The organism is Stenotrophomonas sp. Y-13 (genome assembly GCF_046267925.1).
Classification (GTDB): Bacteria; Pseudomonadota; Gammaproteobacteria; order Xanthomonadales; family Xanthomonadaceae; genus Stenotrophomonas; species Stenotrophomonas acidaminiphila_A.
In genome coordinates, this window is record NZ_CP176501.1 from 323,015 (window position 1) to 345,543 (window position 22,529).

Genomic DNA, 22,529 nt, shown 5'->3' on the forward strand with positions numbered 1-22,529 from the left:
TGCCTGCGCGGCGGTGGCCGGGACACGCGCGCTGGCGCGGTGCGGTAGGGTGGTGGCCGGCGCCCCCGACTCTCCACTGCCGATGCCTGCCACCGAATCCGCCCACGCCATCGCCCGCTGCATCCGCGACGGCTTCGAGGACTACCACGCCCGCTTCGCTGCCATCACCCGGCGCGCGCGCGGGCGCTTCGAGCAGCGCGACTGGGCGGCGGCGCGCCAGGATGCGGTCGAGCGCATCGCGCTCTACGACCTGTGCGTCGGCGAGTGCATGGCGCGCCTGCAGGCGATCGCGGGCAGCCGGCCCGGCCGCGATGCGTGGACCGGGGTACGCGCGGCCTTCGTCGCGCTGGTGGAAGGGCAGATCGACGGCGAGCTGTACAAGACCTTCTACAACACCCTGACCCGGCGCCTGTTCGCCACCCGCGGGGTGGACGATGCCATCGAGTTCATGGCACTGGAGATCGAGCCGTCCGATGCCATCACCCATCCGGTGGCGCGCCATGTCTATACCGTTTCGGAGGCGCGCCCGGCCGAGGCCTTCGAGCGCGTGCTGGCCGACTACCGTTTCGACGTGCCCTACCGGCACCGCCTGCGCTGCGCCGCGGCCATCGCCGTGCGCCTGCAGGACGACCTGGCGCACTGGGGGCCGAACCCGGTGCGCGCCATCGAGCTGCTCGATACCGTGTTCTACCGCGAGCGCCGCGCCTACCTGGTGGGGCGCGTGTTCGGCGAGCACCGCTTCTCGCCCTGCGTGATCGCGCTGGTCAACGATGGCGACGACGGCCTGCGCGCGGAGGCGGTGCTGAGCCGGCGCCGCGACGTGGCCCACCTGTTCGGCGTGTCGCGCAGCTATTTCCAGGCCGACCTGCCCACCGTCGCCGATGCGGTGGTGTTCCTGCGCAGCCTGCTGCCCGGCAAGCCGGTGGACGAGATCTACACCGTGCTGGGCCGCGCCAAGCAGGGCAAGACCGAGCGCTACCGCACCTTCTTCCGCCACTTCCAGCAGCATCCGGACGAGCGCCTGGTACCGGCGGAGGGCACCCCGGGCATGGTGATGGCGGTGTTCACCCTGCCCAGCTACCCGCTGGTGTTCAAGCTGATCCGCGACCGCTTCGCCTGGCCCAAGACGGTCAGCCGCCAGGACGTGGAGGACCGCTATGCGCTGGTGTTCAACCTGGACCGCATCGGCCGGCTGCTGGATGCGCAGCCGTACCGCCACCTGCGCTTCCCGCTGGCGCGCTTCGCCCCGGCGCTGCGCCAGGAGCTGCTGGAGAGCTGCGCGCGCAGCGTGCGGGTCGAGGGCGATGACCTGGTGATATCGCTGTGCTACGTGCAGCGGCGGTTCCGCCCGCTCAACCTGTACCTGCGCGAACAGACCCCGCAGGCCGCGCGCGCGGCGGCGCTCGACTATGCGCAGGCCATCACCGACATGGCGCGCAACGACATCTTCCCCGGCGACATGCTGCTGAAGAACTTCGGCGTCTCGCGCCACGGCCGCGTGGTGTTCTACGACTACGACGAGCTGTGCCGGGTCAGCGACTGCACGTTCCGCGAGTGGCCGCAGCCACGCGATGCCGCCGAAGCCCTGGCCGCCGAGCCGTGGTTCCACGTCGCGCCCAACGACGTGTTTCCCGAGCGCTTCCCGTTGTTCATGGGCCTGCCGCGGCCGCTGATGGAGGCGGTGCGCGAGGCGCACGGGGAGCTGTTCGATCCGCGCTGGTGGCGTGGCCTGCAGGCCGCCTTCGCCCGCGGCGAGTTTCCCGATACCCCGCCCTACCCACGCGCACTGCGGCTGGCGTGAACATCGCCGCCGGAAGCGCTACAGTCGCGTCCTGGACATGGAGGGCAGGGAGAGCGTCATGCTGACGTCGTTGCGTCGCGGGGCCGTGCTGGCCGCGTTGCTGTTGGTGGCCGTTGCCGCGTCGGCCGCCGGGCCCGGGGCCGTGCGCAAGCAGGCCGAGATGGCCATGCAGTTGTCCGGGCAGATCGACATCGCGCTCGATGGCAGCGTGGAAGCGGTGCGGCTGGACCAGCAGGACCGGCTGAGCGCGGAGCTGTCCCGTTTCGTGCGCAGCTCGGTGATGGGCTGGACCTTCGTGCCGGTGGTCCGCGACGGCAAGCCGGTCGCCGCGCGTTCGCCGTTGATGCTGCGCCTGGTCGGCAAGAGGCTGGAAGACGGCGGCACCCAGGTGGCCATCCGCAGCGCCACTTTCGAGGCCTACGATCCGCAAAGCAGGAGCGCGGTCACCGCCTTGAAGATGACGCCGCCAAGCTACCCGCGTTCGATGTACGAGGTGGGGGCGCAGGGCAATGTCTACTTGGTCGTCAGGGTCGGGCGCGATGGCCGCGTCGAGGATGCATACGTGGAACAGGTCAACATGACCGTGGTGGCCAGCGAAGGCCAGATGCGCCGGTTCCGCCAGGTGCTGGGCGGCAATGCGCTGGCCGCGGCGCGCAAGTGGGAGTTCCGCGTTCCGGTCGAAGGCAAGGACGTGGATGCGCCGCACTGGAATGTGCGCGTGCCGGTGCGCTATGCGGTGGTCGACCAGGGCCGATCGATGCCGGACGAGTACGGCACGTGGCAGGCCTACATCCCCGGACCGCGCGAACGCGCGCCATGGATCAGCGACGAGGACTGGGAGAACGGCTCGGACGCACTGGCTGATGGTGGCGTCTACATGGCCGGCCGCGGTGGTGGACCGAAGCTGCTGACGCCGCTGGAAGGCTGAGCGCGCCGGCTGCACCCGCCACGAAAAAGCCCCGCGTTCGCGGGGCTTTTCCGTTACAGCCGATCCGGCGGGGGATCAGCGCTTCATCGAACCGAAGAATTCGTCGTTGGACTTGGTGTTCTTCATCTTGTCCAGCAGGAATTCCATCGCCGCGATTTCGTCCATCGGGTGCAGCAGCTTGCGCAGGATCCAGATCTTCTGCAGCAGCTCCGGCTCGATCAGCAGGTCTTCGCGGCGGGTGCCGGAACGGTTGATGTCGATGGCCGGGTACACGCGCTTCTCGGTGATGCGGCGGTTCAGGTGCACTTCGCTGTTGCCGGTGCCCTTGAACTCCTCGTAGATCACCTCGTCCATCTTCGAGCCGGTTTCCACCAGCGCGGTGGCGATGATGGTCAGCGAGCCGCCCTCCTCGACGTTGCGCGCGGCGCCGAAGAAGCGCTTCGGGCGGTGCAGGGCGTTGGCGTCGACGCCGCCGGTCAGCACCTTGCCGGAGCTGGGCACGACGTTGTTGTAGGCGCGGGCCAGGCGGGTGATCGAGTCCAGCAGGATCACCACGTCCTTCTTGTGCTCGACCAGGCGCTTGGCGCGCTCGATCACCATTTCGGCCACCTGCACGTGGCGTGCGGCCGGCTCGTCGAAGGTCGAGGAGACCACTTCGCCGCGCACCGTGCGCTGCATTTCGGTCACTTCTTCCGGGCGCTCGTCCACCAGCAGCACGATCAGGTGCACTTCCGGGTGGTTGGTGGTGATGGCCGTGGCGATCTGCTGCATCATCATCGTCTTGCCCGCCTTGGGCGGGGAGACGATCAGCGCGCGCTGGCCCTTGCCCTGCGGTGCCATCAGGTCGAGGATGCGGCCGGTGATGTCTTCGGAAGAGCCGTTGCCGCGTTCCAGGGTGAAGCGCTTGCGCGGGAACAGCGGGGTCAGGTTCTCGAACAGCACCTTGTTCTTCGACGCTTCGATCGGCTCGCCGTTGATGGTGTCGACGATGTTCAGCGCGAAGTAGCGCTCGCCGTCCTTCGGGAAGCGGATGCGGCCGGCGATGTGGTCGCCGGTGCGCAGGTTGAAGCGGCGGATCTGGCTGGGCGAGATGTAGGTGTCGTCCGGGCCGGCCAGGTAGCTGGCCTCGGCGGCGCGCAGGAAGCCGAAGCCGTCGGGCAGGATTTCCAGCACGCCATCGGCGGCCACGCCCTCGCCATGGCGGGTCAGCACCTTGAGCAGGGCGAAGATCACGTCCTGCTTGCGGGCACGGGCCACGCCGTCGGTGATCTGCAGCTGCTCGGCGATTTCCAGCAGCTTGTGCGCCGGCATCTTCTTCAGATCGCTCAGCGAATAGACCGGGAAGCCTTCCGGCACCGAAGGGTGCGGGCGCGGTACGAAGGTCTCGTTGCCGTTGTCGCCGGGCAGGCCGTCGTCGCGGAAGCGGTCGCGGTTGCGCTCACGGCGGTTGCGGAAGCGGTCGCGGCGATTGCCCTGGCCCTGACCTTGCTGGTTCTGCTGGTTCTGCTGGCCGTGGCGCTGGGCGTTGTTGTTGCCGTCGCCGCCGCGCGCCTCGCCACCCTCCTGGCCGGCGGACGGGTTGCCGGCCGGCGCGGGTGCCGGGGCGTCGTTGCCGGGGTCCGGGGTCGCAGGAGCGGGGGAACTGTCGCCGGCCGGCAGCGGCAGGGCGGACTGGGCCGGGGGGGAAGCGGGGCTGCTGCTGTCGGCGGCCTCGGCGGCCTTGGCGACACGCGGCTTGCGCACGCGCTTCTCGACGGGCGCGTCGGCGCTCCCGGTTTCGGAAGGAGTGTTCTCGGACAAGTGCTTGATTCCTCTCGCTGACGTGCGAGCGCCTGACAGGGCGGCGAACTGGTTGGGAATGATCCGGACGAGAACCCGGCCGGAGGGTGCGGCAGGCGAACGCTGCCGGATGCGGCGACACTAACACCGCCGCGCACGGCGGTGCAAGGTGGCGGGAAACGCCCGTTGGGCCGCGGTAAGGGCGGCCCGGAGCCGGCGGCCAGGCCGCCGGCGGGGAGGGGTCAGGCCAGCGCCTTGTCGATCATCTGGCTCAGCTGGCCCTTGCCGACGGCGCCGATCTGGGTGGCCTGGATCTGGCCATCCTTGAACAGCAGCAGCATCGGGATGGAGCGCACGTGGTACTTGACCGCGGTGGCGCGGTTGTCGTCGACGTTGAGCTTGGCGATCTTCAGCTTGCCGTCGTAGGCGTCGGCCAGTTCGTCCAGCACCGGCGAGATCATCTTGCACGGGCCGCACCATTCGGCCCAGAAGTCCACCAGCACCGGGGTGTCGGACTGCAGCACGGCGGCGTCGAAATCGGCATCGCCGACGTGTAGAACCTTATCGCTCACTTGAGGAGTCTCCTGGGGCAATGCGACGGCCCATGCCGGGTTGGCTGCCGCATTGCGCTAAACTGGGGCATTGCGCGGACCCAAAGGCTTGGCCTTGCGTCGCGCGACCCGGCGCAGGGGCCGCAGTGTGCGACGGTGCCCGATACGATGCAAGCCGCCCGGCCAACCTAGCCGGCTGGCACTACCAAGACCAAATAATGAGCGACAAACCGCTGACTGATGTGACTTTTTCCTCCTTCGAGCTGCAACCGGCGCTGTTGGCCGGACTCGAGGGAGCCGGATTCACCCGCTGCACCCCGATCCAGGCATTGACCCTGCCGGTGGCCCTGCCGGGCGGCGACGTCGCCGGCCAGGCGCAGACCGGCACCGGCAAGACGCTGGCCTTCCTGGTGGCGGTCATCAACCGGCTGCTGAGCCGGCCGGCGCTGGCCGACCGCAAGCCGGAGGACCCGCGCGCGCTGATCCTGGCGCCGACCCGCGAGCTGGCCATCCAGATCCACAAGGACGCGATGAAATTCGCCTCCGATTCGGGCCTGCGCTTCGCCCTGGTCTATGGCGGTGTCGACTACGACAAGCAGCGCGAGCTGCTGCAGAAGGGCGTGGACGTGATCATCGCCACCCCGGGCCGCCTGATCGACTACGTCAAGCAGCACAAGGTGGTCTCGCTGCATGCCTGCGAGATCTGCGTGCTGGACGAAGCCGACCGCATGTTCGACCTGGGCTTCATCAAGGACATCCGCTTCCTGCTGCGGCGCATGCCCGAGCGAACCACCCGCCAGACCCTGCTGTTCTCGGCCACCCTCAGCCATCGCGTGCTGGAGCTGGCCTACGAGCACATGAACGAGCCGCAGAAGCTGGTGGTGGAAACCGACAACATCACCGCCGACCGCGTGCGCCAGCGCATCTACTTCCCCTCCGACGAGGAGAAGCTGCCGCTGCTGCTGGGCCTGCTCTCGCGCAGCGAGGGCGCGCGCACCATGGTGTTCGTCAACACCAAGGTGTTCGTCGAGCGCGTCGCCCGCGCGCTGGAGAAGGCCGGTTACCGCGTCGGCGTGCTGTCCGGCGACGTGCCGCAGAAGAAGCGCGAGAGCCTGCTCAACCGCTTCCAGAAGGGCCAGCTGGAAATCCTGGTCGCCACCGACGTGGCCGCGCGCGGCCTGCACATCGACGGCATCAAGTACGTCTACAACTACGACCTGCCGTTCGATGCCGAGGACTACGTGCACCGCATCGGCCGCACCGCGCGGCTGGGCGAGGAGGGCGACGCGATCAGCTTTGCCTGCGAGCGCTATGCGATGAGCCTGCCGGACATCGAGGCCTACATCGAGCAGAAGATTCCCTCCGAGCCGGTCACCAAGGAACTGTTGACCCCGCTGCCGCGCCCGCAACGCGCGGCGCCGGCCGAGGGCGAAGGCGAAGGCGAAGAGAACGAAAGCGTCGGCGCGATCTTCCGCGAGGCGCGCGAAGCCCGTGCCGCCGAGGAAGAGCGCCGCGGTGGTGGCCGTAGCGGCGGGCGTTCCGGCGCCGGCCGTGGCGAGCGCCGCGATGGCGATCGCAAGCCGCGTGGCCCGCGCAAGCCGCGCGTCGAGGGCGAGCAGGGGGCGGCCGCGGCCGAACCCGCCGCCGCTCCGCGCCCGCCCCGCCCCCCGCGTGCCGAAGGCGCGCCGGAGGCCGCAGTGGAAGGCGAGCGCGCGCCGCGCAAGCGTCGCCGTCGTCGCCACGGGCGTCCGGTTGAGGGCGCCGAAGCCGCCGTCGCCGCGCCCGCGGTTGCGGCCGGCAACGGCCCGGTGCAGGTGCCGGCCACGCCGATGCGCGCGTCCGGCAGTGACAGCGACTCGTTCCTGACCCGCCTGGGACGCAAGATCCGGCGGATGCTGTCGGGCGATTGATCGGGCGCGCCGGCCCCTGGCCGGCGCCGTTGTCGTTCCGCGGCCGCGCCCGGCGGCGCGATGCACGCCGCGCTCCGGCTCCGGCATAATCGCTGCATGAGCGTCCTGCGTTTCGACAATGTCAGCAAGCACTATGCGGGCGGCCACCAGGCGCTGGTGGACGTCAGCTTCGAGGTGGCTGCCGGCGAGATGCTGTTCGTCACCGGCCATTCCGGTGCCGGCAAGAGCACCCTGCTGAAGCTGATCCATCTCAGCGAGCGCCCGACCCGTGGCGCCGTGCTGTTCGGCGAGCGCAACCTGCTCAAGGTGCGCGGCGGCAAGGTGGCGCTGCACCGCCGTGAAGTCGGTGCGGTGCACCAGGACCACCGCCTGCTGATCGACCGCAGCGTCGGCGAGAACGTGGCATTGCCGCTGATCCTGCGTGGCGACCGTCGCGCCGACACCGGCAAGCGGGTGCGCTCGGTGCTCGAGCGCATGGGCCTGGGCCATCGCGAGAAGGCGCTGCCCACGCAGCTGTCGGCCGGCGAACAGCAGCGCGTGGGCATCGCCCGCGCGATCGTCGCCGAACCCAGGCTGCTGGTGGCCGACGAGCCGACCGGCAACCTCGACCCGACCCTGGCCGCGGAGATCATGGCCCTGTTCGCCGAACTGCCCGGGCGCGGCACCAGCGTGCTGGTGGTCAGCCACGACCTGCCGCTGCTCAAGCGCATGCGTAAGCGCGTGCTGATCCTGGACCACGGTCGCCTGGTGGACGACATCTCGCCGCAGGACCTGGCCGAATGAGCAGCACTCCGGACAACAAGGACGCCGCGGGCAAGGCCGCCGCGCATGCCACGCCAGCGCCGTCGCGGCTGCGCGTGTGGTTCGCCCACCACCTGCACAGCGTGGTCTTCAGCCTCGGTCGCGCGCTGCGCAAGCCCTGGGCGACGGTGCTGACCGTGGCGGTGATGGCGCTGGCCCTGGCGCTGCCGCTGGGGCTGTCGATCGCGCTGGACAACCTGAAGCTGTTCGCCGGCAGCGTGCAGCAGTCGCGCGACATCAATCTGTTCCTCAAGCCCGAAGTCGACGGCGCCACCGCGCAGGACGTGGCCGCGGGCCTGCGCTCGCGTGCCGACGTGGCCGGCGTGGTGCTGCGTACGCCGGACGAAGGCCTGGCCGAACTGCGCCAGAGCGCGGGACTGGGCGAGGCGATCGACGCACTCGGCGAGAACCCGCTGCCGACACTGCTGATCGTCACTCCGGCCGGGGACCAGGACATGGCCCTGGCCAGCGCGCTGCAGGCGCTGCCGCAGGCCGACCTGGTCCAGCACGACGCACTGTGGCGCCAGCGCCTGGACGCCTGGCTCGGCTTCGGCACGCGCCTGGTGCAGGTGCTGTCGCTGCTGCTGGGGCTGGGCGCGGTGCTGGTGGTCGGCAATACCGTGCGGCTGGACATCCAGGCGCGGCGCGAGGAAATCGGCGTGCTGCAGCTGCTCGGCGCCAGCGATGGCTTCATCCGTCGCCCCTTCGTCTACCTGGGCGCCTGGTACGGCCTGGGCGCGGGCGCATTGGCGCTGGCGCTGGTGGGTGCCTGCGGCCTGGCCCTGCGCCCGCCGCTGGCCGCGCTGACCGGCAGTTATGGCAGTACCTTCACCCTCCATGGGCTCGATGCCCTGCATTCGGGGCTGGTGCTGCTGGGGACGGTGATCCTGGGGTGGCTGGGGGCGTGGCTGGTGACCGGGCACTTCCTCAGGCAGACTCGCCCGACCGATACCTGACACGCGCATGTCCACGCACGAACTCAAGCATCTGATCAGCGACGCCCCGCGGGTGATGGTGGTCGATGGCTCAAAACTGGTGCGCAAGCTGATCTCCGATGTGCTGCAGCGCGAGCTGCCGGACGTGGAGGTGGTGGGCTGCGCCAGCATCGAGGAAGCGCGCGCGGCGCTGGCAACCGGCCCGGTGCACCTGGTCACCACCTCGCTGGCCCTGCCCGATGGCGATGGCCTGGCGCTGGCGCGCAGCGTGCGCGAGGCGGCCGGGCAGGCCTACGTGCCGGTGATCGTGGTATCCGGCGATGCGCAGCGTCACCTGGAGCAGCGCCGCTTCAACGAGTTCGTCACCGACTATTTCGACAAGGCGCTGGGCCACGAGGCGCTGGCGACCTTCATCCGCGGCTACGTGCAGCCCGAGCCGGTGCCCGGCGCGACCGTGCTGTATGTCGAGGACAGCCGGGTGGTGGCCGAAGCCACCAAGCGCATGCTCGAGCGCCACGACCTGCACGTGGTGCACGTGCTCACCGCCGAGGATGCCTTCTCGCTGCTGACCGCCGAGTCGCTCGGGCGCACCACCCGGCGCATCGACCTGGTGCTCACCGACGTCACCCTCAAGGGCGAGCTCAACGGCCGCGACGTGGTCGAGCGCGTGCGCATCGACTTCGGTTACGGCAAGCGCCGCCTGCCGGTGCTGGTGATGACCGGCGACAGCAACCCGCACAACCAGTCCGCACTGCTGCAGGCCGGTGCCAACGACCTGGTGCAGAAGCCGATCGAGGAGCGCCTGCTGGTGACCAAGGTGCTGTTCCAGCTGCGCCTGACCCGGCTGGCGCAACCGGCCGTGGCGCTGTGAGCGCAGCGCCGAACATCCAGCTCGAGCCGGGCTGGAAGGCGCGCATCGGCGACTGGCTGCTGCGCCCTGACATGCGCGAACTGGCGGCCTTCCTGCGCCAGCGCAAGGCCGCCGGTGCGCGGGTGTTCCCGCCGGGGCCGCAGATATTCGCCGCGTTCGACGCGACCCCGTTCGAGCAGGTGAAGGTGGTGGTGCTCGGCCAGGACCCGTACCACGGCGCCGGCCAGGCCCATGGCCTGTGCTTTTCGGTGATGCCGGGGGTGCCGGTGCCGCCGTCGCTGCTGAACATCTACAAGGAACTGGAAAGCGACGGCAACGTCGCGCCGCCGTTCCAGCGCCCGGACCACGGCTGCCTGCTGCCGTGGACGCGGCAGGGGGTGTTGCTGCTCAACGCCGTGCTGACGGTCGAGGAAGGCCGCGCCGGCGCCCACCAGGGCAAGGGCTGGGAGGGCTTCACCGACCACGTGGTCGATGTCCTCAACCGCGAGCGTGAAGGCCTGGTGTTCCTGCTCTGGGGCAGCTACGCGCAGGCCAAGGGCAAGGTCATCGACACCCGCCGCCACCGCGTGCTGAAGGCGCCGCATCCCTCGCCGCTGTCGGCCCACCGCGGCTTCCTCGGCTGCCGCCATTTCTCCCAGGCCAACGAGTACCTGGTCCGCCGCGGACAGCGGCCGATCGACTGGCGTCTGCCCCCCCGCGCGGCGCTGGACGCCCGGCTCGCCGGTGGCTGAACGCTCCCTGCGCTGTCATGTGGCGGTGACCCGCTTCCTGCTACGCTGGGCTGATTCCCGGTTGATCCATACCGGGGGTTCTGAGGTGATTCGGCGGCTGTTTTTCGACAAAAATAGAACGCTGGAACTTTTTCTGTACCGGGCAGTCCAATAGTTCGACTGCTAAGATGAGGTCCTATGAGCCAGAACACCTCCACTGCCCTTGTGGCAAACAATCTTCCGATTCCCAGTGCGCTGGGTTCGCTGGATGCCTACATCGGTGCCGTGCACCAGATCCCGGTGCTCTCGGTCGATGAGGAACAGGAACTGGCGCGCCGCTTCCGCGACGAGCAGGACCTGGACGCCGCGCGCGAGCTGGTGCATTCGCACCTGCGCTTCGTCGTGCACGTGGCCCGCGGCTACAACGGCTACGGCCTGCAGCTGGGCGACCTGATCCAGGAAGGCAACATCGGCCTGATGAAGGCGGTCAAGCGCTTCGACCCGGACATGGGCGTGCGCCTGGTGTCCTTCGCGGTGCACTGGATCCGTGCCGAGATGCACGAGTTCATCCTCAAGAACTGGCGCATCGTCAAGGTCGCCACGACCAAGGCGCAGCGCAAGCTGTTCTTCAACCTGCGCAAGTCCAAGACCCGCCTGGGCTGGATGAACGCGGCCGAGGTCAGTGCGGTGGCCCGGGACCTGAATGTCTCCGAGCGCGAAGTGATGGAGATGGAGTCGCGCCTGTCCGGTCGCGACGTCGGCTTCGACGCGCCGTCCGACGAGGACGACGACCACGCACCGCCGTCGCCGGCGGCGTACCTGGTCGCGCGCGACGAGGACCCGTCGCAGGCCTACGAGCGCGAGGACAGCGAGGAAAACCAGCTGCAGCTGCTGCGCGAGGGCCTGGCCAACCTGGACCAGCGTTCGCGCGACATCATCGCCCGCCGCTGGCTCGATGCCGACAGCAAGGTGACGCTGCAGGAGCTGGCCGACGAGTACGGCGTGTCGGCCGAGCGCATCCGCCAGATCGAGGCCAACGCGCTGAAGAAGATGAAGGCGCTGTTCACCGCCTGATCGCCACGCCGCCAGGCGGGCATGCGAAAGGCCCGGGGAAGCCCGGGCTTTTTCGTTGCCGCTGGCCGCTACCGGCGTGGGCATGCCGGCGCCGTCTTGCCAAACCGCGACCGCCGACGGCCTGCGTGGCGTTGCCGCGGTGTAGATTGCGCGGACGCAATCCACGAACGGAGACGACGATGAAGGGAACCTGCCTGTGCGGTGCGGTCGAAGTGGTGGCCAACGATGCGGCGCAGATCGGCCTGTGCCACTGCAGCATGTGCCGGCGCTGGACCGGCGGGCCGTTCTTCGCCGTGCATTGTGACGACACGGTGCAGTTCAGCGGCGCCGCGCTGAAGACCTTCCGCTCCTCGGACTGGGCCGAGCGCGCGTTCTGCGGCACCTGCGGCAGCACCCTCTACTACCGCTTGGTGCCCGACGGCGCGTACTACGTCTCGGCCGGCCTGTTCCAGGAGCAGGCCTTCGAACTGGCCAGCCAGATCTTCATCGACGAGAAGCCGCCGTTCTATGTGCTGGCCAACCAGACGCCGACGCTGACCGGCCAGCAGGTGTTCGAGCAGTTCGCCGGCGGCAACGGCTAGTCCCGCTGCGCTCAGTCCGCCGGCGGCCGCGTGGGTGGATCGGCACCGGCGCCGGTATCGGCGTCGCCGAAGATGATGCGCGCGCTGCGCTGGTAGCTCCAGTACGCCACCGCCCAGTTGAGCAGCACCACCAGCCGGTTGCGGAAGCCGATCAGGAAGAACACGTGCGCCGCCAGCCAGAACCACCAGGCGAGCAGTCCGGAGAGCTTGAGCCGGCCCATGTGCACGATCGCGGCCATGCGCCCGATGGTGGCCAGGTTGCCCTGGTCGCGATAGCGGAACGGGGGCGGTGCCGCACGCTGCTGCAGCCGCGCGTGGATGGCGGCGGCCACGTACTTGCCCATCTGCTTGGCGGCCGGCGCCACGCCCGGTACCGGCCGGCCATCGGCCTGGGCCAGCGCGGCCAGGTCGCCGGCGACGAAGATCTCCGGGTGGCCGGACACGGTGAGATCGGGTTGCACCAGTACCCGGCCGGCGCGATCCAGCGGCGTCTCCAGCGTCCGCGCCAGCGGCGAGGCGGCGACACCCGCGGCCCAGACCACGGTACGGGCGGGGATGAAGTCCTGGCCCAGGCGGAAGCCCCGTGCGTCGATCGCGGTCACCGGCGTACCGGTATGCACGTCGACCCCGAGCCGTTGCAGTTGCCGGCGCGCCTTCAACGACAGCACTTCCGGGAAGCTGGACAGCACCCGCGGCCCGGCCTCGACCAGGCGCACTTTCGCCGATGCCGGATCGATATGGCGGAACTCGTTGCGCAGGGTGTGGCGCGCGATCTCGGCCAGGGTGCCGGCCAGCTCGACGCCGGTGGGGCCGCCGCCGACGATGGCGAAACTCAGCCATGCCGCCTTCTTTGCCGGATCCGGCTCGGCCTCGGCCTTCTCGAAGGCCAGCAGCAGCCGCCGCCGCAGCGCCAGCGCGTCGTCCAGCGTCTTCAACCCGGGCGCGTCGGGCGCCCATTGGTCGTTGCCGAAATAGGCGTGGGTGGCACCACTGGCCACCAGCAGCAGGTCGTAGTCGAGCGTGCCGCCGTCGCGCAGCCGCACCTGGCGGTGCTGCTTGTCGATCGCCTCCACTTCGCCCAGCCGCACTTCGACGTTGCGCTGGCGGCCGAGGATGTGCCGCAGTGGCGCGGCGATGTCCGGGGCCGACAGGCCGGCGGTCGCCACCTGGTACAGCAGCGGCTGGAACAGGTGATGGTTGCGGCGGTCGACCAGGGTGATACGCAGTTTCGCGGTGGCCAGGGCGCGTGTGGCCCAGAGGCCGGCGAAGCCGCCGCCGATGATCAGCAGCCGGGGAGGGCGGTCGTGGGGCATGCGTTACTCCGGTGGGGGCCGGGCGCGGCCGGCTGGAGAGCGTGACAACCGGCTTCCATCTTCGCACGGGGTGCGCGCGCGCATGTCGATGGTCGATACTGGGGCCAATCGACCGCCATGGAGACAACGCCGTGTCCGATCCGGAGAAGCGCATCGCCCTGCTGATCGACGCCGACAACGCGCCCGCGGCGAAGATCGACGAAGTACTGTCCGAGGTGGCGCGCTTCGGCGTGGCCAACGTGCGCCGCGCCTATGGCAACTGGAAGAGCCCGCGGCTGAAGGGCTGGGAGTCGGTGCTGCACGAGTACGCGATCCGGCCGATCCAGCAGTTCGCCTATTCCAAGGGCAAGAACGCCTCGGACATGGCGATGGTGATCGATGCGATGGACCTGCTCTATGCGCGCAACCTGGACGGCTTCGCCATCGTTTCCAGCGATGCCGATTTCACCCCGCTGGTGATGCGCCTGCTGACCGACGGGGTCAAGGTATATGGCTTCGGCGAGAAGAAGACGCCCGATCCGTTCGTCAACGCCTGCTCGCAGTTCACCTACCTCGAGGCGCTGGGGCAGCCGCACCCCAGTACCCCGGAAGTGGGCCCGGACGCGGCCGAGGAGGCGCGCCCGCGCAAGAGCGGCGCGGAGCTGCGCGGCGACACGCGGCTGGTGAAGATGCTGCGCCGCGCGGTGACCGCGGCCGAGGGCGAGGATGGCTGGGCGCACCTGGGGCCGGTGGGCAGCCAGATCGGCAACCAGGCCTCGTTCGATCCGCGCAACTACGGGTACGGCAAGCTTTCCGACCTGCTCGCGGCGATCGGCCTGTTCGAGCTGAAGAAGGACGGCAAGTCGTCCTACGTGCGCGCGCTGCCGCGCAAGGCCGCGCCCAAGGCCGGCAAGCCGGGCGCGGGCTGATGGCGCACCACCGCGGACGCCATCATGACGTGGGCTGGCGTATCGTGCGCGCCTGGCATCGGCCATGACGGGAACCGCAATGCTGAAGATCTGGGGACGCCACAATTCCAGCAATGTGCGCAAGGTGCTGTGGTGCGCCGAGGAGATCGGCCTGCCGTATGAATCGATCGAGGTCGGCGGCGCCTTCGGCGGCACCCAGACCCCCGAGTACCGGCAGATGAATCCCAACGGGCTGGTGCCGGTGATCGAGGACCATGGCCTGCCGGTGTGGGAATCCAACGCAATCGTCCGCTACCTGTCGGCGCGCTACGCGCTGGGTACGCTGTACCCCGAGGATCCGGCGCGGCGCGCGCAGAGCGAGAAGTGGATGGACTGGACCATCTCCAGCTTCGCCGTGGCTTTCCGCGACCTGTTCTGGGGCGTGGTGCGCACCGCACCGGCCGACCGCGACGCGGCGCGCATCGACGCCGCGCTGGTGCGTTGTGGCGAGCTGCTGGCGCTGGCCGACGCCGAGCTGTCGCGGCAACCGTGGCTGTCCGGGGAGACGTTCGCGATGGGCGACATCCCGCTCGGCGCGTTCGCGTATGCCTGGTTCGAGATGCCGGTGCAGCGCCCGGAGCTGCCGCACCTGGCCGGCTGGTACGCGCGCCTGCAGCAGCGCCCGGCCTACCGCAAGGGCGTGATGACGCCGCTGACCTGAGAACTGCCGGAATACCGCACACGCGCGGCAGGCCCCGCATCCACGCAGGGAGTCCGCCGGTGCGGGGCTTGTCCCGCACGGGGCGTTTCCGGTGAACCCCATGCGGGGCGAGCCCCGCATCTACAAGCGCTGCAAACAGCGACAGCCGCCTGTACCAGCGCGGCTGTCGTCGTCGGTGCCCGGAAGGCAGGGATCAGAACTTCCAGGTCAGGCCGAGATACATGACACGGCCGGCATAGTTGTTGGAGTAGAAGCGGGCCTTGGTGTCATTGCCCAGGTGGGTACGCGACTCTTCCTGGGTCAGGTTCAGCACCGAGGCGCTCAGCGAGAGTGCCGGAGTGATGTTGTAGGCCGCATTCAGGTCGATCTGCTGGTACGGCTCCTGGTAGAGGTTCAGGCCGCTGACCAGGCCCTGCACCACTTCGCCGCGACGGTTCCACGAGGCGCGCAGCAGCAGTTTCTCCACTTCATAGAACACCGTGAAGTTGGCCTGGTTTTTGGCGCTGCCGACCAGCGGTGACTTGCCGATCTCGGTGCCGTCCTCCAGGGTGATGGCGGCTTCGTTGGTGTCGTTCCAGGTGTAGTTCGCCTGGAAGCCCAGGCCGAAATCCAGCGTGTGCTGCGCATAGAACTCCACGCCCTGCGAAACGGCGTCGCGGCCGCCGGCGGTGGTCGAGTAGTTCTGCACCACCACGGTCTGGCCGCCGACGTTCTGGGTCACGTCCTGCACCACCGGCACCGAGAAGTTGCTGACGTCCTTGCGGAACAGGCCCAGGCCCAGCACCGAGCCGGGCTGGAAGTACCACTCCAAGCCGATGTCGTACTGGGTGGCCTTGTAGGCCTCCAGGTTCTTGTTGCTGCCCGAGCCGTACCAGCCCTGTTCGCCGGCACCGCCGGTGAGGCGGCGGTCGTTGACGTACTCGGGGCTGAAGTACTCCAGGCTGCCCGGGGCGGCGATGTTGCTGTAGCTCGGGCGCGCGATCACCTTGGAGGCCGCCGCACGCAGCAGCAGGTTGTCGGTCAGGTCATAGGCCAGGTTGAAGCTCGGCAGCACGTCGGTGTAGCTGCGATCCAGCCCGCTGACCGCGAACGATTCGGTGCGCGCCTCGCTGTCGGAGAGCCGCCAATAGCCTTCGGTGCCGCAGTAGGTACGGGCGGGGGCGCCGCCAGGTACCGTGTCACCGGCCTGGCATGCCAGCGGATTGCCATTGGCGTCGTCGTAGAAGTAGTCGTTGTAGGACGTGACCTTGTCGGTGGAATCGGCGTGCTGGCGGGTGCTGACCACGCGCACGCCGACGTTGCCGCGCAGGCGCTCGGTACGGAAGTTGGCCTGCAGGTAGGTGGCGTAGATCTTTTCGTCCACGTTGTAGACGAAGTTGTCCTCGTTGCGGGTCTGCATCGGCCCGTAGGTCTTGTTCAGATAGGCGATGTAGGCCGGGTAGTTGATGGCCGGGAACGCGCTGGCGTTGATGCCGCCGGCCAGGTTGCCCATCGCGTACAGGAAGTCGGGCGAGAACTGCTGGGCGAGGTCGTTGCAGCCGCCGTTCCAGTAGCGGTTCTCGTAGTCGGCCGGATCGCTACCCGGGCAGGTCCAGTAGCTGTTGCCGGTACTGCGGTGGATGCCGCCGTCGCGGTACTTGACGCCGAACTGCAGCGAGTCGAGGACGCCACTGTCGTTGTACCAGGTGCTGTCGATCTGCGCGTACTTCTGCTCGGTGGTGTTGCGGGTCCAGGACGAGCCGGTCGAGCCGAGGTCGACCTGCAGGATGCCGTTCTTCAGGTTCTGCATCAGTTCCGGCGAGAACGCCATCGACGGCGTGCCGGTCAGGTTCCAGGAGCTGGCCAGGTTGCCCAGGTTCCAGCTGCCGTCCGCGTTCTGGCTGCGTGGCTTGAGCGGCACCGAGAACTGCAGCGACGGGCCGCCCTTGGCCCAGGTGCGCCCACCCTTGAAGGCGATGTCAACCGACTCGCCGCGCCATTCGGCCGAGAAATCGGCGGTCTGCGACAGCGCCTTTTCCAGGTTGTAACTGCCGGTGATCTGTGGAGTCGGCACGGTGCAGTCGTCCGAACCCCAGCCGCCCGGCGCCATGCCGCCTGCTGCGGCCTGTTCCTCGCTGCAGTAATAGGTTTTGCCCGGGTGCCGGCTGTAATCGGCGCCGGTGACGATGGTGCCGCTCGGGTCCAGGGTCAGCCCGTCGAGCAGGCGTCCGCCGGCCCAGTTGCCGTCGCCCCAGTAGCGGGCGATGTTCCATTCCGGCACCTTGATGGTGTGGGTCTGGGCGTTCTGCGACAGGTCGAAGCGGAAGTAGTTCGCGGTCAGGGTCAGGTTGTCCAGCGGCTTGAACTGCAGGGTTAGCTGGCCGCCCTTGCGCTCGCGTTCCTCCTCCTTGACGTCCAGGTTCACCGAGGTCGGCATCATGAAGCCGGTGTAGTACCGGCCGCTCTGGTCGTAGAAGCCGGTGCCGCCCCACCAGTTGGAGTTGAACTTCGAGGGGTTGCCGTTGACGTCGACCGCGGTGCCGCCTTCGTCGCGGCCATACCACTGCCAGCTTTCGGTGCTGGCGCCCAGGGTGCGGGTGGTGCGCTTCTGGTCGGTGTAGCCGACGAACACGCCGAAGCGCTCGTCCTTGTCGTGCCAGGCGTACGAGGCCGAGGCCTGTCCGTCGGTCTTGCGGGTGGTATCGGCCCAGGTGCCTTCGACGGAGACGAAGCCGGTGTTGGATTCCATCTCCAGCGGACGCCGCGTGTGCAGGATCACCGTGCCACCGATGCCGCCTTCGTCGATGCGCGCCTCGGGCGACTTGAACAGCTCGGCGCTGCCCAGCATGTTCGACGGCAGCAGCGTGTAGTTGAACGAACGGGTCGGGTCGCCGTTGGATTCTGCGGTGGCGATGTAGTTGCCATTCAACTCGGTCAGGGTCAGTTCCGAGGACAGTCCGCGCACGCTGACGTTCTTACCCTCGCCGCCGCTGCGGGTGATGATCACGCCCGGCACGCGCTGCAGCGCGTCGGCCACGTTCTTGTCGGGGAACTTGCCGACGTCCTCGGCGGTGATGACTTCGACCACCGCGTTGGCGTCGCGCTTCTGCTGCAGGCTCTTCTCGATGGCATAGCGGTAGCCGGTGACGGTGACCGCATCCAGCGTGGTGGCATCCGGCGCCGGCGTGGCCGCCTGCTGGGCAATGGCGCTCACCGGCAGCGCCGCGGCGGCCAATGCGATGGCGATGGCGCCGGACAGCGAACTGCGGGCGTGCATGCGTGATGTCTGTTTCATTCCACTCTCTCCCTCTCCTGGATTTGGATCCGCTTCTGGTACGAAAGGACTTGAATCGATCTAAGTTCTGAAGCCACGCATCCCCGGCGCGCCGGGGGCGTTTCGTGCATGGATCGAGTGACGGACCCGGTCCGTTTTCCCTTGTCGCAGGCAATTGCCAGTCGATCTCTATTTGGATCGATCTAAACAAATGACGCAGTTTTTTTAGCACAGCGCCCTCCCCGCTGCATGTTGCTGCGCAATAAGACGCGGCGGGTCCGCGGGCTGGCGGCCCCCTGCCAGGGGGCGCCTGCCCGCGTCTGGCGCCGCCGGCCGTGAACGGGCAAGGGGGGGAGACGGTCTGGGCGCGCCCGACGTCGTCGCCGGGGCCGGGCAGATGACCTGGGCGGGTGGCGATGGTGCGCCGCAGAATGCGGTCCGGCAAAGGGCCGTGGTTTACTTGAATCGATCTAAATTCAACGCAGGTCCCGTTTGGACCGATGGAAGATCCCGCGAATGCCGGCTGTGGGCCGTTTCCGCAGCGCTGCACCCGCGGGTCGCAGGGGAGAACGCCATGACCGGATCGAATCACCCGTTGGCCCTGGCCGCGCCGTCATTCCCGGCGGGGCGGGCCGCGCGTCGCCCTGCCGCTTTCTGATCCCGGCTCCTCTCCCCATCCCGCACGGGATGGCCGGGTATCACCGGTCCGGCTTCGGCCGGACCCCCTTTTCCACCCACCGACATCGACCCTGAGGAACCACCGCATGCGCCGATCGCCGTCCACCGCCCCCCGCAAGGGTTCCGCCGCCGGGCTCGCCTGCCTGCTGGCCCTGGCCTGGGTTCCGTCGCTGGCGGCCGCGCCGCCCGCGCTGGAGCGCGAGGTCAACACCTTCATCGGCAGCAAGGACGACGGCAACACCTTCCCGGGTGCGTCGGCACCGTTCGGCCTGATCCAGGTCAGCCCGATCGGCAGCCATTACGCCGGCTGGCGCTACGACGACGAGAAGATCCGCGGATTCGGCCATTCCTTCCTGTCCGGTGCCGGCTGCTGGGAGCAGGGCGGGCAGGTATCGGTGCTGCCGGTCACCGGCAGCATCGGCCCCGGCGGTGATTTCGACACCACCGACGCCAAGGCCTTCGACCACAAGCGCTACGCATCGGCCTACAGCCATGTCGGCGAAGTGGGGCAGGCCGGCTACTATCGGGTGCGCCTGACCGACTACGGCGGCATCGACGTGGAAGCCACCGCGCGCACCCGCGCCGCGAGCGAGCGCTACACCTTCGCCACCGGCGCCGAGGGCCATGTGCTGGTCAACGTGGGCCAGGCCAACGAGCGCCATTCGGTGATCGGCAGCGTCATCGACGTGGTCGGCGACCGCGCCGTGGAAGGCAAGCTGGTGACCCGCAGTTTCTGCGGCGGCCACCAGTACACCACCTGGTTCCGCATCGAGTTCGACCGCCCGTTCAAGGCGCACGGCACCTGGGGCGAACAGGGCGGCCTGCCCGGCGCACGCCACAGCATGGAGGGCGAGCTCAAGCCCAATGGTGCGTGGTTGAGCTTCGATCTGGCCGACGGCCGTGCCGTCACCGCGACCAGCGCGATCTCGCACGTCGATGCCGAAGGTGCGCGCAGCAACCTGCGTGCCGATGGCATGCAGGACGGCCGCCTGCTCGGTTTCGAGCGCATGCGCGCGCTGTCGCAGCAGGGCTGGCGCGAACAGCTGGACGCGGTGCGCGTGCAGGGCGGCAGCCGCGATGACCGCACGGTGCTCTACACCGCGCTGTACCACGCGTTGCTGCAGCCGATGACCGGCAGCGACGCCGATGGCCGCTACCGCGGTTACGACGACGCGATCCACCGCGCCGATGGCTGGACCTACTACGAGTACTTCTCGCTGTGGGATACCTACCGCGCGCAGAACCAGTGGCTGGCGCTGACCCGGCCCGACGTGGCCCGCGACATCGGCCGCACCCTGCTGGCGATCGACGCCCAGGGTGGCTGGCTGCCGCGCTGGGGTTACGCCAACTTCGAGACCAACGTCATGACCGGCGACCCGGTCACGCCGTTCCTGGTGGACCTGTGGCGCTTCGGCGCGCTGGCGGGCCGCGAAGCCGAGGCCTGGGCGGCGCTGCGCCGCAATGCCTTCGGCATGCCGCCGCTGAACTCACGCGCGGCCGGCCGCTCCGGCAACGCCCGCTACCTGCGCGACGGCTTCGTCGCCTATGACCGCGCGTTCCCGTCCAAGGGCATGGACGTGGACCCGCACCACGGCGGTTCGGCCACGCTGGAGTACGCGCTGGCCGACTGCGCGCTGTCGCAGATGGCCGATGGCCTGGGCCATGCCGACGACGCGGCGGCGCTGCGCGAGCGCGGCCGCAACTGGCACAAGGTATGGGACCCGCAGGTGCGCGATGCCGAGACCGGCTTCAGCGGCTTCCCGCGCCCGCGCGACGAGAACGGCGCGTGGTACACGCCGGCCGATGGCCACTACAGCCCGCGCTCGCAGCATGGCTTCCACGAGGGCACCGCCTGGCAGTACCAGTGGCTGGTGCAGCAGGACGTGCCGGGGCTGGTGGCGGCGATGCACGGCCGCGAACAGGCCGGACGCCGCCTGGATGCATTCTTCGCCTACGACGCGCTGGTGCAGGCGCCGCTGACCGCCGCGCGCAAGGAATGGGTGGTCGGCCCGTACAGCTACTACAACCAGTACCGCTATAACCCGAACAACGAACCGGACCTGCATGCGCCGTGGATGTACACGCTGATCGGCCAGCCGTGGAAGACCGCCACCGTGGTGCGCGCGGCGCAGCAGCTGTTCACCAACGCGCCCAACGGCGTCACCGGCAACGACGACCTGGGCACGATGTCGGCGTGGTACCTGTTCAGTGCGTTGGGCCTGTACCCGGCGGTGCCGGGCAGCGGCCAGTTCCTGCTGCACGCGCCGCGCTTTTCCAGCGCCGAGGTCGCGCTGGGTAATGGCCGCACCCTGCGCCTGCAGGCACCGGGCGCCGACGGCCGCAGCCTGCAGTACATCCAGGCCGTGCAGGTCGACGGCAGGCCGCAGCGCGCGGTGTGGCTGGACTGGGCGCGGCTGCGCGCGGGCGGCACGATCCGCTACACGCTGGCCGCGCAGGCGCCGGAGCAGGGCTGGGGCACGGACGTGGCCGACCTGCCGGTGTCCTGGTGCGCCACCCCGGGCAGCGCCATGCGATGAGCCGGCGCCCTGCGGACGAGGCGGCGACGACCCGGGCGATGTGCCGGGCCACGGGGACTGATCCCGGTTCCCACTTCGTCATTGGCCGCTCTTAAGCTGTGACGTTCATGCCCACCTGCGAGCGACGATGAGCAACGACACCTCCACCGCCGGAAAATCCACGCGCCGGACCGGCAAGCGCGCGGTCACCGTGACCGACATCGCCCAGGCCGTGGGCGTGTCGCGCGCGACCGTGTCGCTGGTGCTGCGTGGCAGCCCGCTGGTCAACGTCGATACCCGCGCCCGGGTCGAGGCCGAACTGCGCCGCCAGCGCTACGTGTACAACCGTACCGCGGCCAACCTGCGGCGGCGCACCTCGTCGTCGATCGCGCTGGTGATCAACGACCTGTCCAACCCGTTCTTCGCCGAGTTCGCATCCGGCGTGGACGAGGCCCTGGGCGGCAAGGGTTACGTGACCCTGCTCGGCAGCACCGGCGAGTCGCCGGAGCGGCAGCAGGCGGTGCTGAGCACGCTGATGGAGCACACCCCGACCGGCTTCATCCTGTCACCGGCCGAAGGCAGCGACGCGGCGCAGCTGCGGCAGGTGCTCGGCAGCCACGCCAACGTGCTGTTGTTCAACCGCGAACTGCCCGGCGCCGACTGGGATTTCCTGACCATGGACAACCAGCAGGGCGCCTACCTGGCCACCCGCCACCTGATCGAGCGCGGCCATCGCGATATCGCCTTCTTCGGCGGGCACGCCGCGTCCAGCTCCTGCCACCAGCGCCGCGCCGGCTACCAGCAGGCATTGGCCGAGGCCGGCCTGCAGGCACGCCCGCAATGGATGATCGAGTCGGCACCCAACCGCTTGGAAGCGGCCGCGCGCACCGGCGAGCTGTTCGCCGACGGCCAGCGCCCCAGCGCCGCGGTCTGCTACAACGACACCGTCGCGCTGGGCCTGATGCTGGGCCTGACCTCGCGTGGCATCCGCCCCGGCGGTGATTTCGCCGTCACCGGCTTCGACGACATTTCCGAGGCCGCGGTGGCGGTGCCGCCGCTGACCACGCTGACCGCCGACCCGCGCGAGCGTGGCCGCCAGGCCGCCGCGCTGCTGCTGCAGCGGCTGGACGACCCGGATGCGCCGCCGATGCGCACGGTCGCGCCGGTACAGCTGCGCATCCGCGAAAGCAGCGCCGCGCGCCCCATCTGATTCCTTCCGA

The 22,529-nt window shown here is 69.2% G+C and carries 17 protein-coding genes; 13 read left to right on the top strand and 4 right to left on the bottom strand.

Annotated features, from left to right (window positions below; translation table 11 throughout):
* Positions 1 to 82 precede the first annotated feature (82 nt).
* Positions 83 to 1,801: a bifunctional isocitrate dehydrogenase kinase/phosphatase gene (aceK, locus tag ACJ7VY_RS01370; protein ID WP_409476206.1), complete on the top strand. Its 1,719-nt coding sequence runs from the start codon at positions 83 to 85 to the stop codon at positions 1,799 to 1,801.
* Between the two features lie 58 nt (positions 1,802 to 1,859).
* Positions 1,860 to 2,729, top strand: a complete 870-nt coding sequence (locus tag ACJ7VY_RS01375) for a protein tonB (protein ID WP_409476207.1) — start codon at positions 1,860 to 1,862, stop codon at positions 2,727 to 2,729.
* A 75-nt stretch (positions 2,730 to 2,804) separates the two neighbouring features.
* On the opposite strand, the gene rho is transcribed toward ACJ7VY_RS01375, so the two are convergent.
* Together rho and trxA are read right to left on the bottom strand one after the other, a co-directional pair.
* Positions 2,805 to 4,529, bottom strand: coding sequence for a transcription termination factor Rho (gene rho / locus ACJ7VY_RS01380; RefSeq protein WP_409476208.1), 1,725 nt, complete (start codon positions 4,527 to 4,529; stop codon positions 2,805 to 2,807).
* 221 nt (positions 4,530 to 4,750) lie between these two features.
* Positions 4,751 to 5,080, bottom strand: coding sequence for a thioredoxin TrxA (trxA, locus tag ACJ7VY_RS01385; protein WP_054661500.1), 330 nt, complete (start codon positions 5,078 to 5,080; stop codon positions 4,751 to 4,753).
* A 197-nt stretch (positions 5,081 to 5,277) separates the two neighbouring features.
* Between trxA and rhlB the strand changes: the two genes are divergently transcribed.
* The 7 genes from rhlB (at position 5,278) to ACJ7VY_RS01420 (ending at position 11,941) form a co-directional block, all read left to right on the top strand.
* Complete coding sequence (gene rhlB, locus ACJ7VY_RS01390; RefSeq protein WP_409476209.1) at positions 5,278 to 6,969, top strand: ATP-dependent RNA helicase RhlB; 1,692 nt, start codon at positions 5,278 to 5,280, stop codon at positions 6,967 to 6,969.
* 96 nt (positions 6,970 to 7,065) lie between these two features.
* Entirely contained in the window at positions 7,066 to 7,752 is a 687-nt protein-coding gene (locus ACJ7VY_RS01395) for a cell division ATP-binding protein FtsE (RefSeq protein ID WP_054661506.1), read from the top strand.
* Entirely contained in the window at positions 7,749 to 8,726 is a 978-nt protein-coding gene (gene ftsX / locus ACJ7VY_RS01400) for a permease-like cell division protein FtsX (RefSeq protein ID WP_409476210.1), read from the top strand. The genes ACJ7VY_RS01395 and ftsX overlap by 4 nt, the downstream gene beginning before the upstream one ends.
* Positions 8,727 to 8,733: 7 nt before the next feature.
* Positions 8,734 to 9,576: a response regulator gene (locus ACJ7VY_RS01405; protein ID WP_161615372.1), complete on the top strand. Its 843-nt coding sequence runs from the start codon at positions 8,734 to 8,736 to the stop codon at positions 9,574 to 9,576.
* Entirely contained in the window at positions 9,573 to 10,307 is a 735-nt protein-coding gene (gene ung / locus ACJ7VY_RS01410) for a uracil-DNA glycosylase (protein WP_409476211.1), read from the top strand. The genes ACJ7VY_RS01405 and ung overlap by 4 nt, the downstream gene beginning before the upstream one ends.
* Positions 10,308 to 10,484: 177 nt before the next feature.
* A complete protein-coding gene (gene rpoH, locus ACJ7VY_RS01415) occupies positions 10,485 to 11,360 on the top strand; it encodes an RNA polymerase sigma factor RpoH (RefSeq protein WP_054661518.1) in 876 nt (291 codons plus the stop codon).
* A 179-nt stretch (positions 11,361 to 11,539) separates the two neighbouring features.
* Complete coding sequence (locus ACJ7VY_RS01420) at positions 11,540 to 11,941, top strand: GFA family protein (protein ID WP_409476212.1); 402 nt, start codon at positions 11,540 to 11,542, stop codon at positions 11,939 to 11,941.
* 11 nt (positions 11,942 to 11,952) lie between these two features.
* Here the strand turns inward: ACJ7VY_RS01420 and ACJ7VY_RS01425 are convergent, their stop codons facing one another.
* Positions 11,953 to 13,254: an NAD(P)/FAD-dependent oxidoreductase gene (locus ACJ7VY_RS01425; protein ID WP_409476213.1), complete on the bottom strand. Its 1,302-nt coding sequence runs from the start codon at positions 13,252 to 13,254 to the stop codon at positions 11,953 to 11,955.
* 131 nt (positions 13,255 to 13,385) lie between these two features.
* On the opposite strand from ACJ7VY_RS01425, the gene ACJ7VY_RS01430 reads away from it, so the two are divergent.
* Positions 13,386 to 14,162, top strand: a complete 777-nt coding sequence (locus ACJ7VY_RS01430) for an NYN domain-containing protein (RefSeq protein ID WP_104937821.1) — start codon at positions 13,386 to 13,388, stop codon at positions 14,160 to 14,162.
* Positions 14,163 to 14,241: 79 nt separating this feature from the next.
* Positions 14,242 to 14,862, top strand: coding sequence for a glutathione S-transferase family protein (locus ACJ7VY_RS01435; protein ID WP_161615367.1), 621 nt, complete (start codon positions 14,242 to 14,244; stop codon positions 14,860 to 14,862).
* 193 nt (positions 14,863 to 15,055) lie between these two features.
* Here ACJ7VY_RS01435 and ACJ7VY_RS01440 read toward each other — a convergent pair whose 3' ends face one another.
* Complete coding sequence (locus tag ACJ7VY_RS01440) at positions 15,056 to 18,136, bottom strand: TonB-dependent receptor (protein WP_293763791.1); 3,081 nt, start codon at positions 18,134 to 18,136, stop codon at positions 15,056 to 15,058.
* Positions 18,137 to 18,879: 743 nt separating this feature from the next.
* Between ACJ7VY_RS01440 and ACJ7VY_RS01445 the strand changes: the two genes are divergently transcribed.
* The gene (locus ACJ7VY_RS01445) at positions 18,880 to 21,330 is read left to right on the top strand and encodes a GH92 family glycosyl hydrolase (protein ID WP_409476214.1); all 2,451 of its coding nucleotides are present in this window, start codon (positions 18,880 to 18,882) and stop codon (positions 21,328 to 21,330) included.
* Between the two features lie 127 nt (positions 21,331 to 21,457).
* Positions 21,458 to 22,519, top strand: a complete 1,062-nt coding sequence (locus ACJ7VY_RS01450; protein ID WP_104937825.1) for a LacI family DNA-binding transcriptional regulator — start codon at positions 21,458 to 21,460, stop codon at positions 22,517 to 22,519.
* Positions 22,520 to 22,529: the final 10 nt, after the last annotated feature.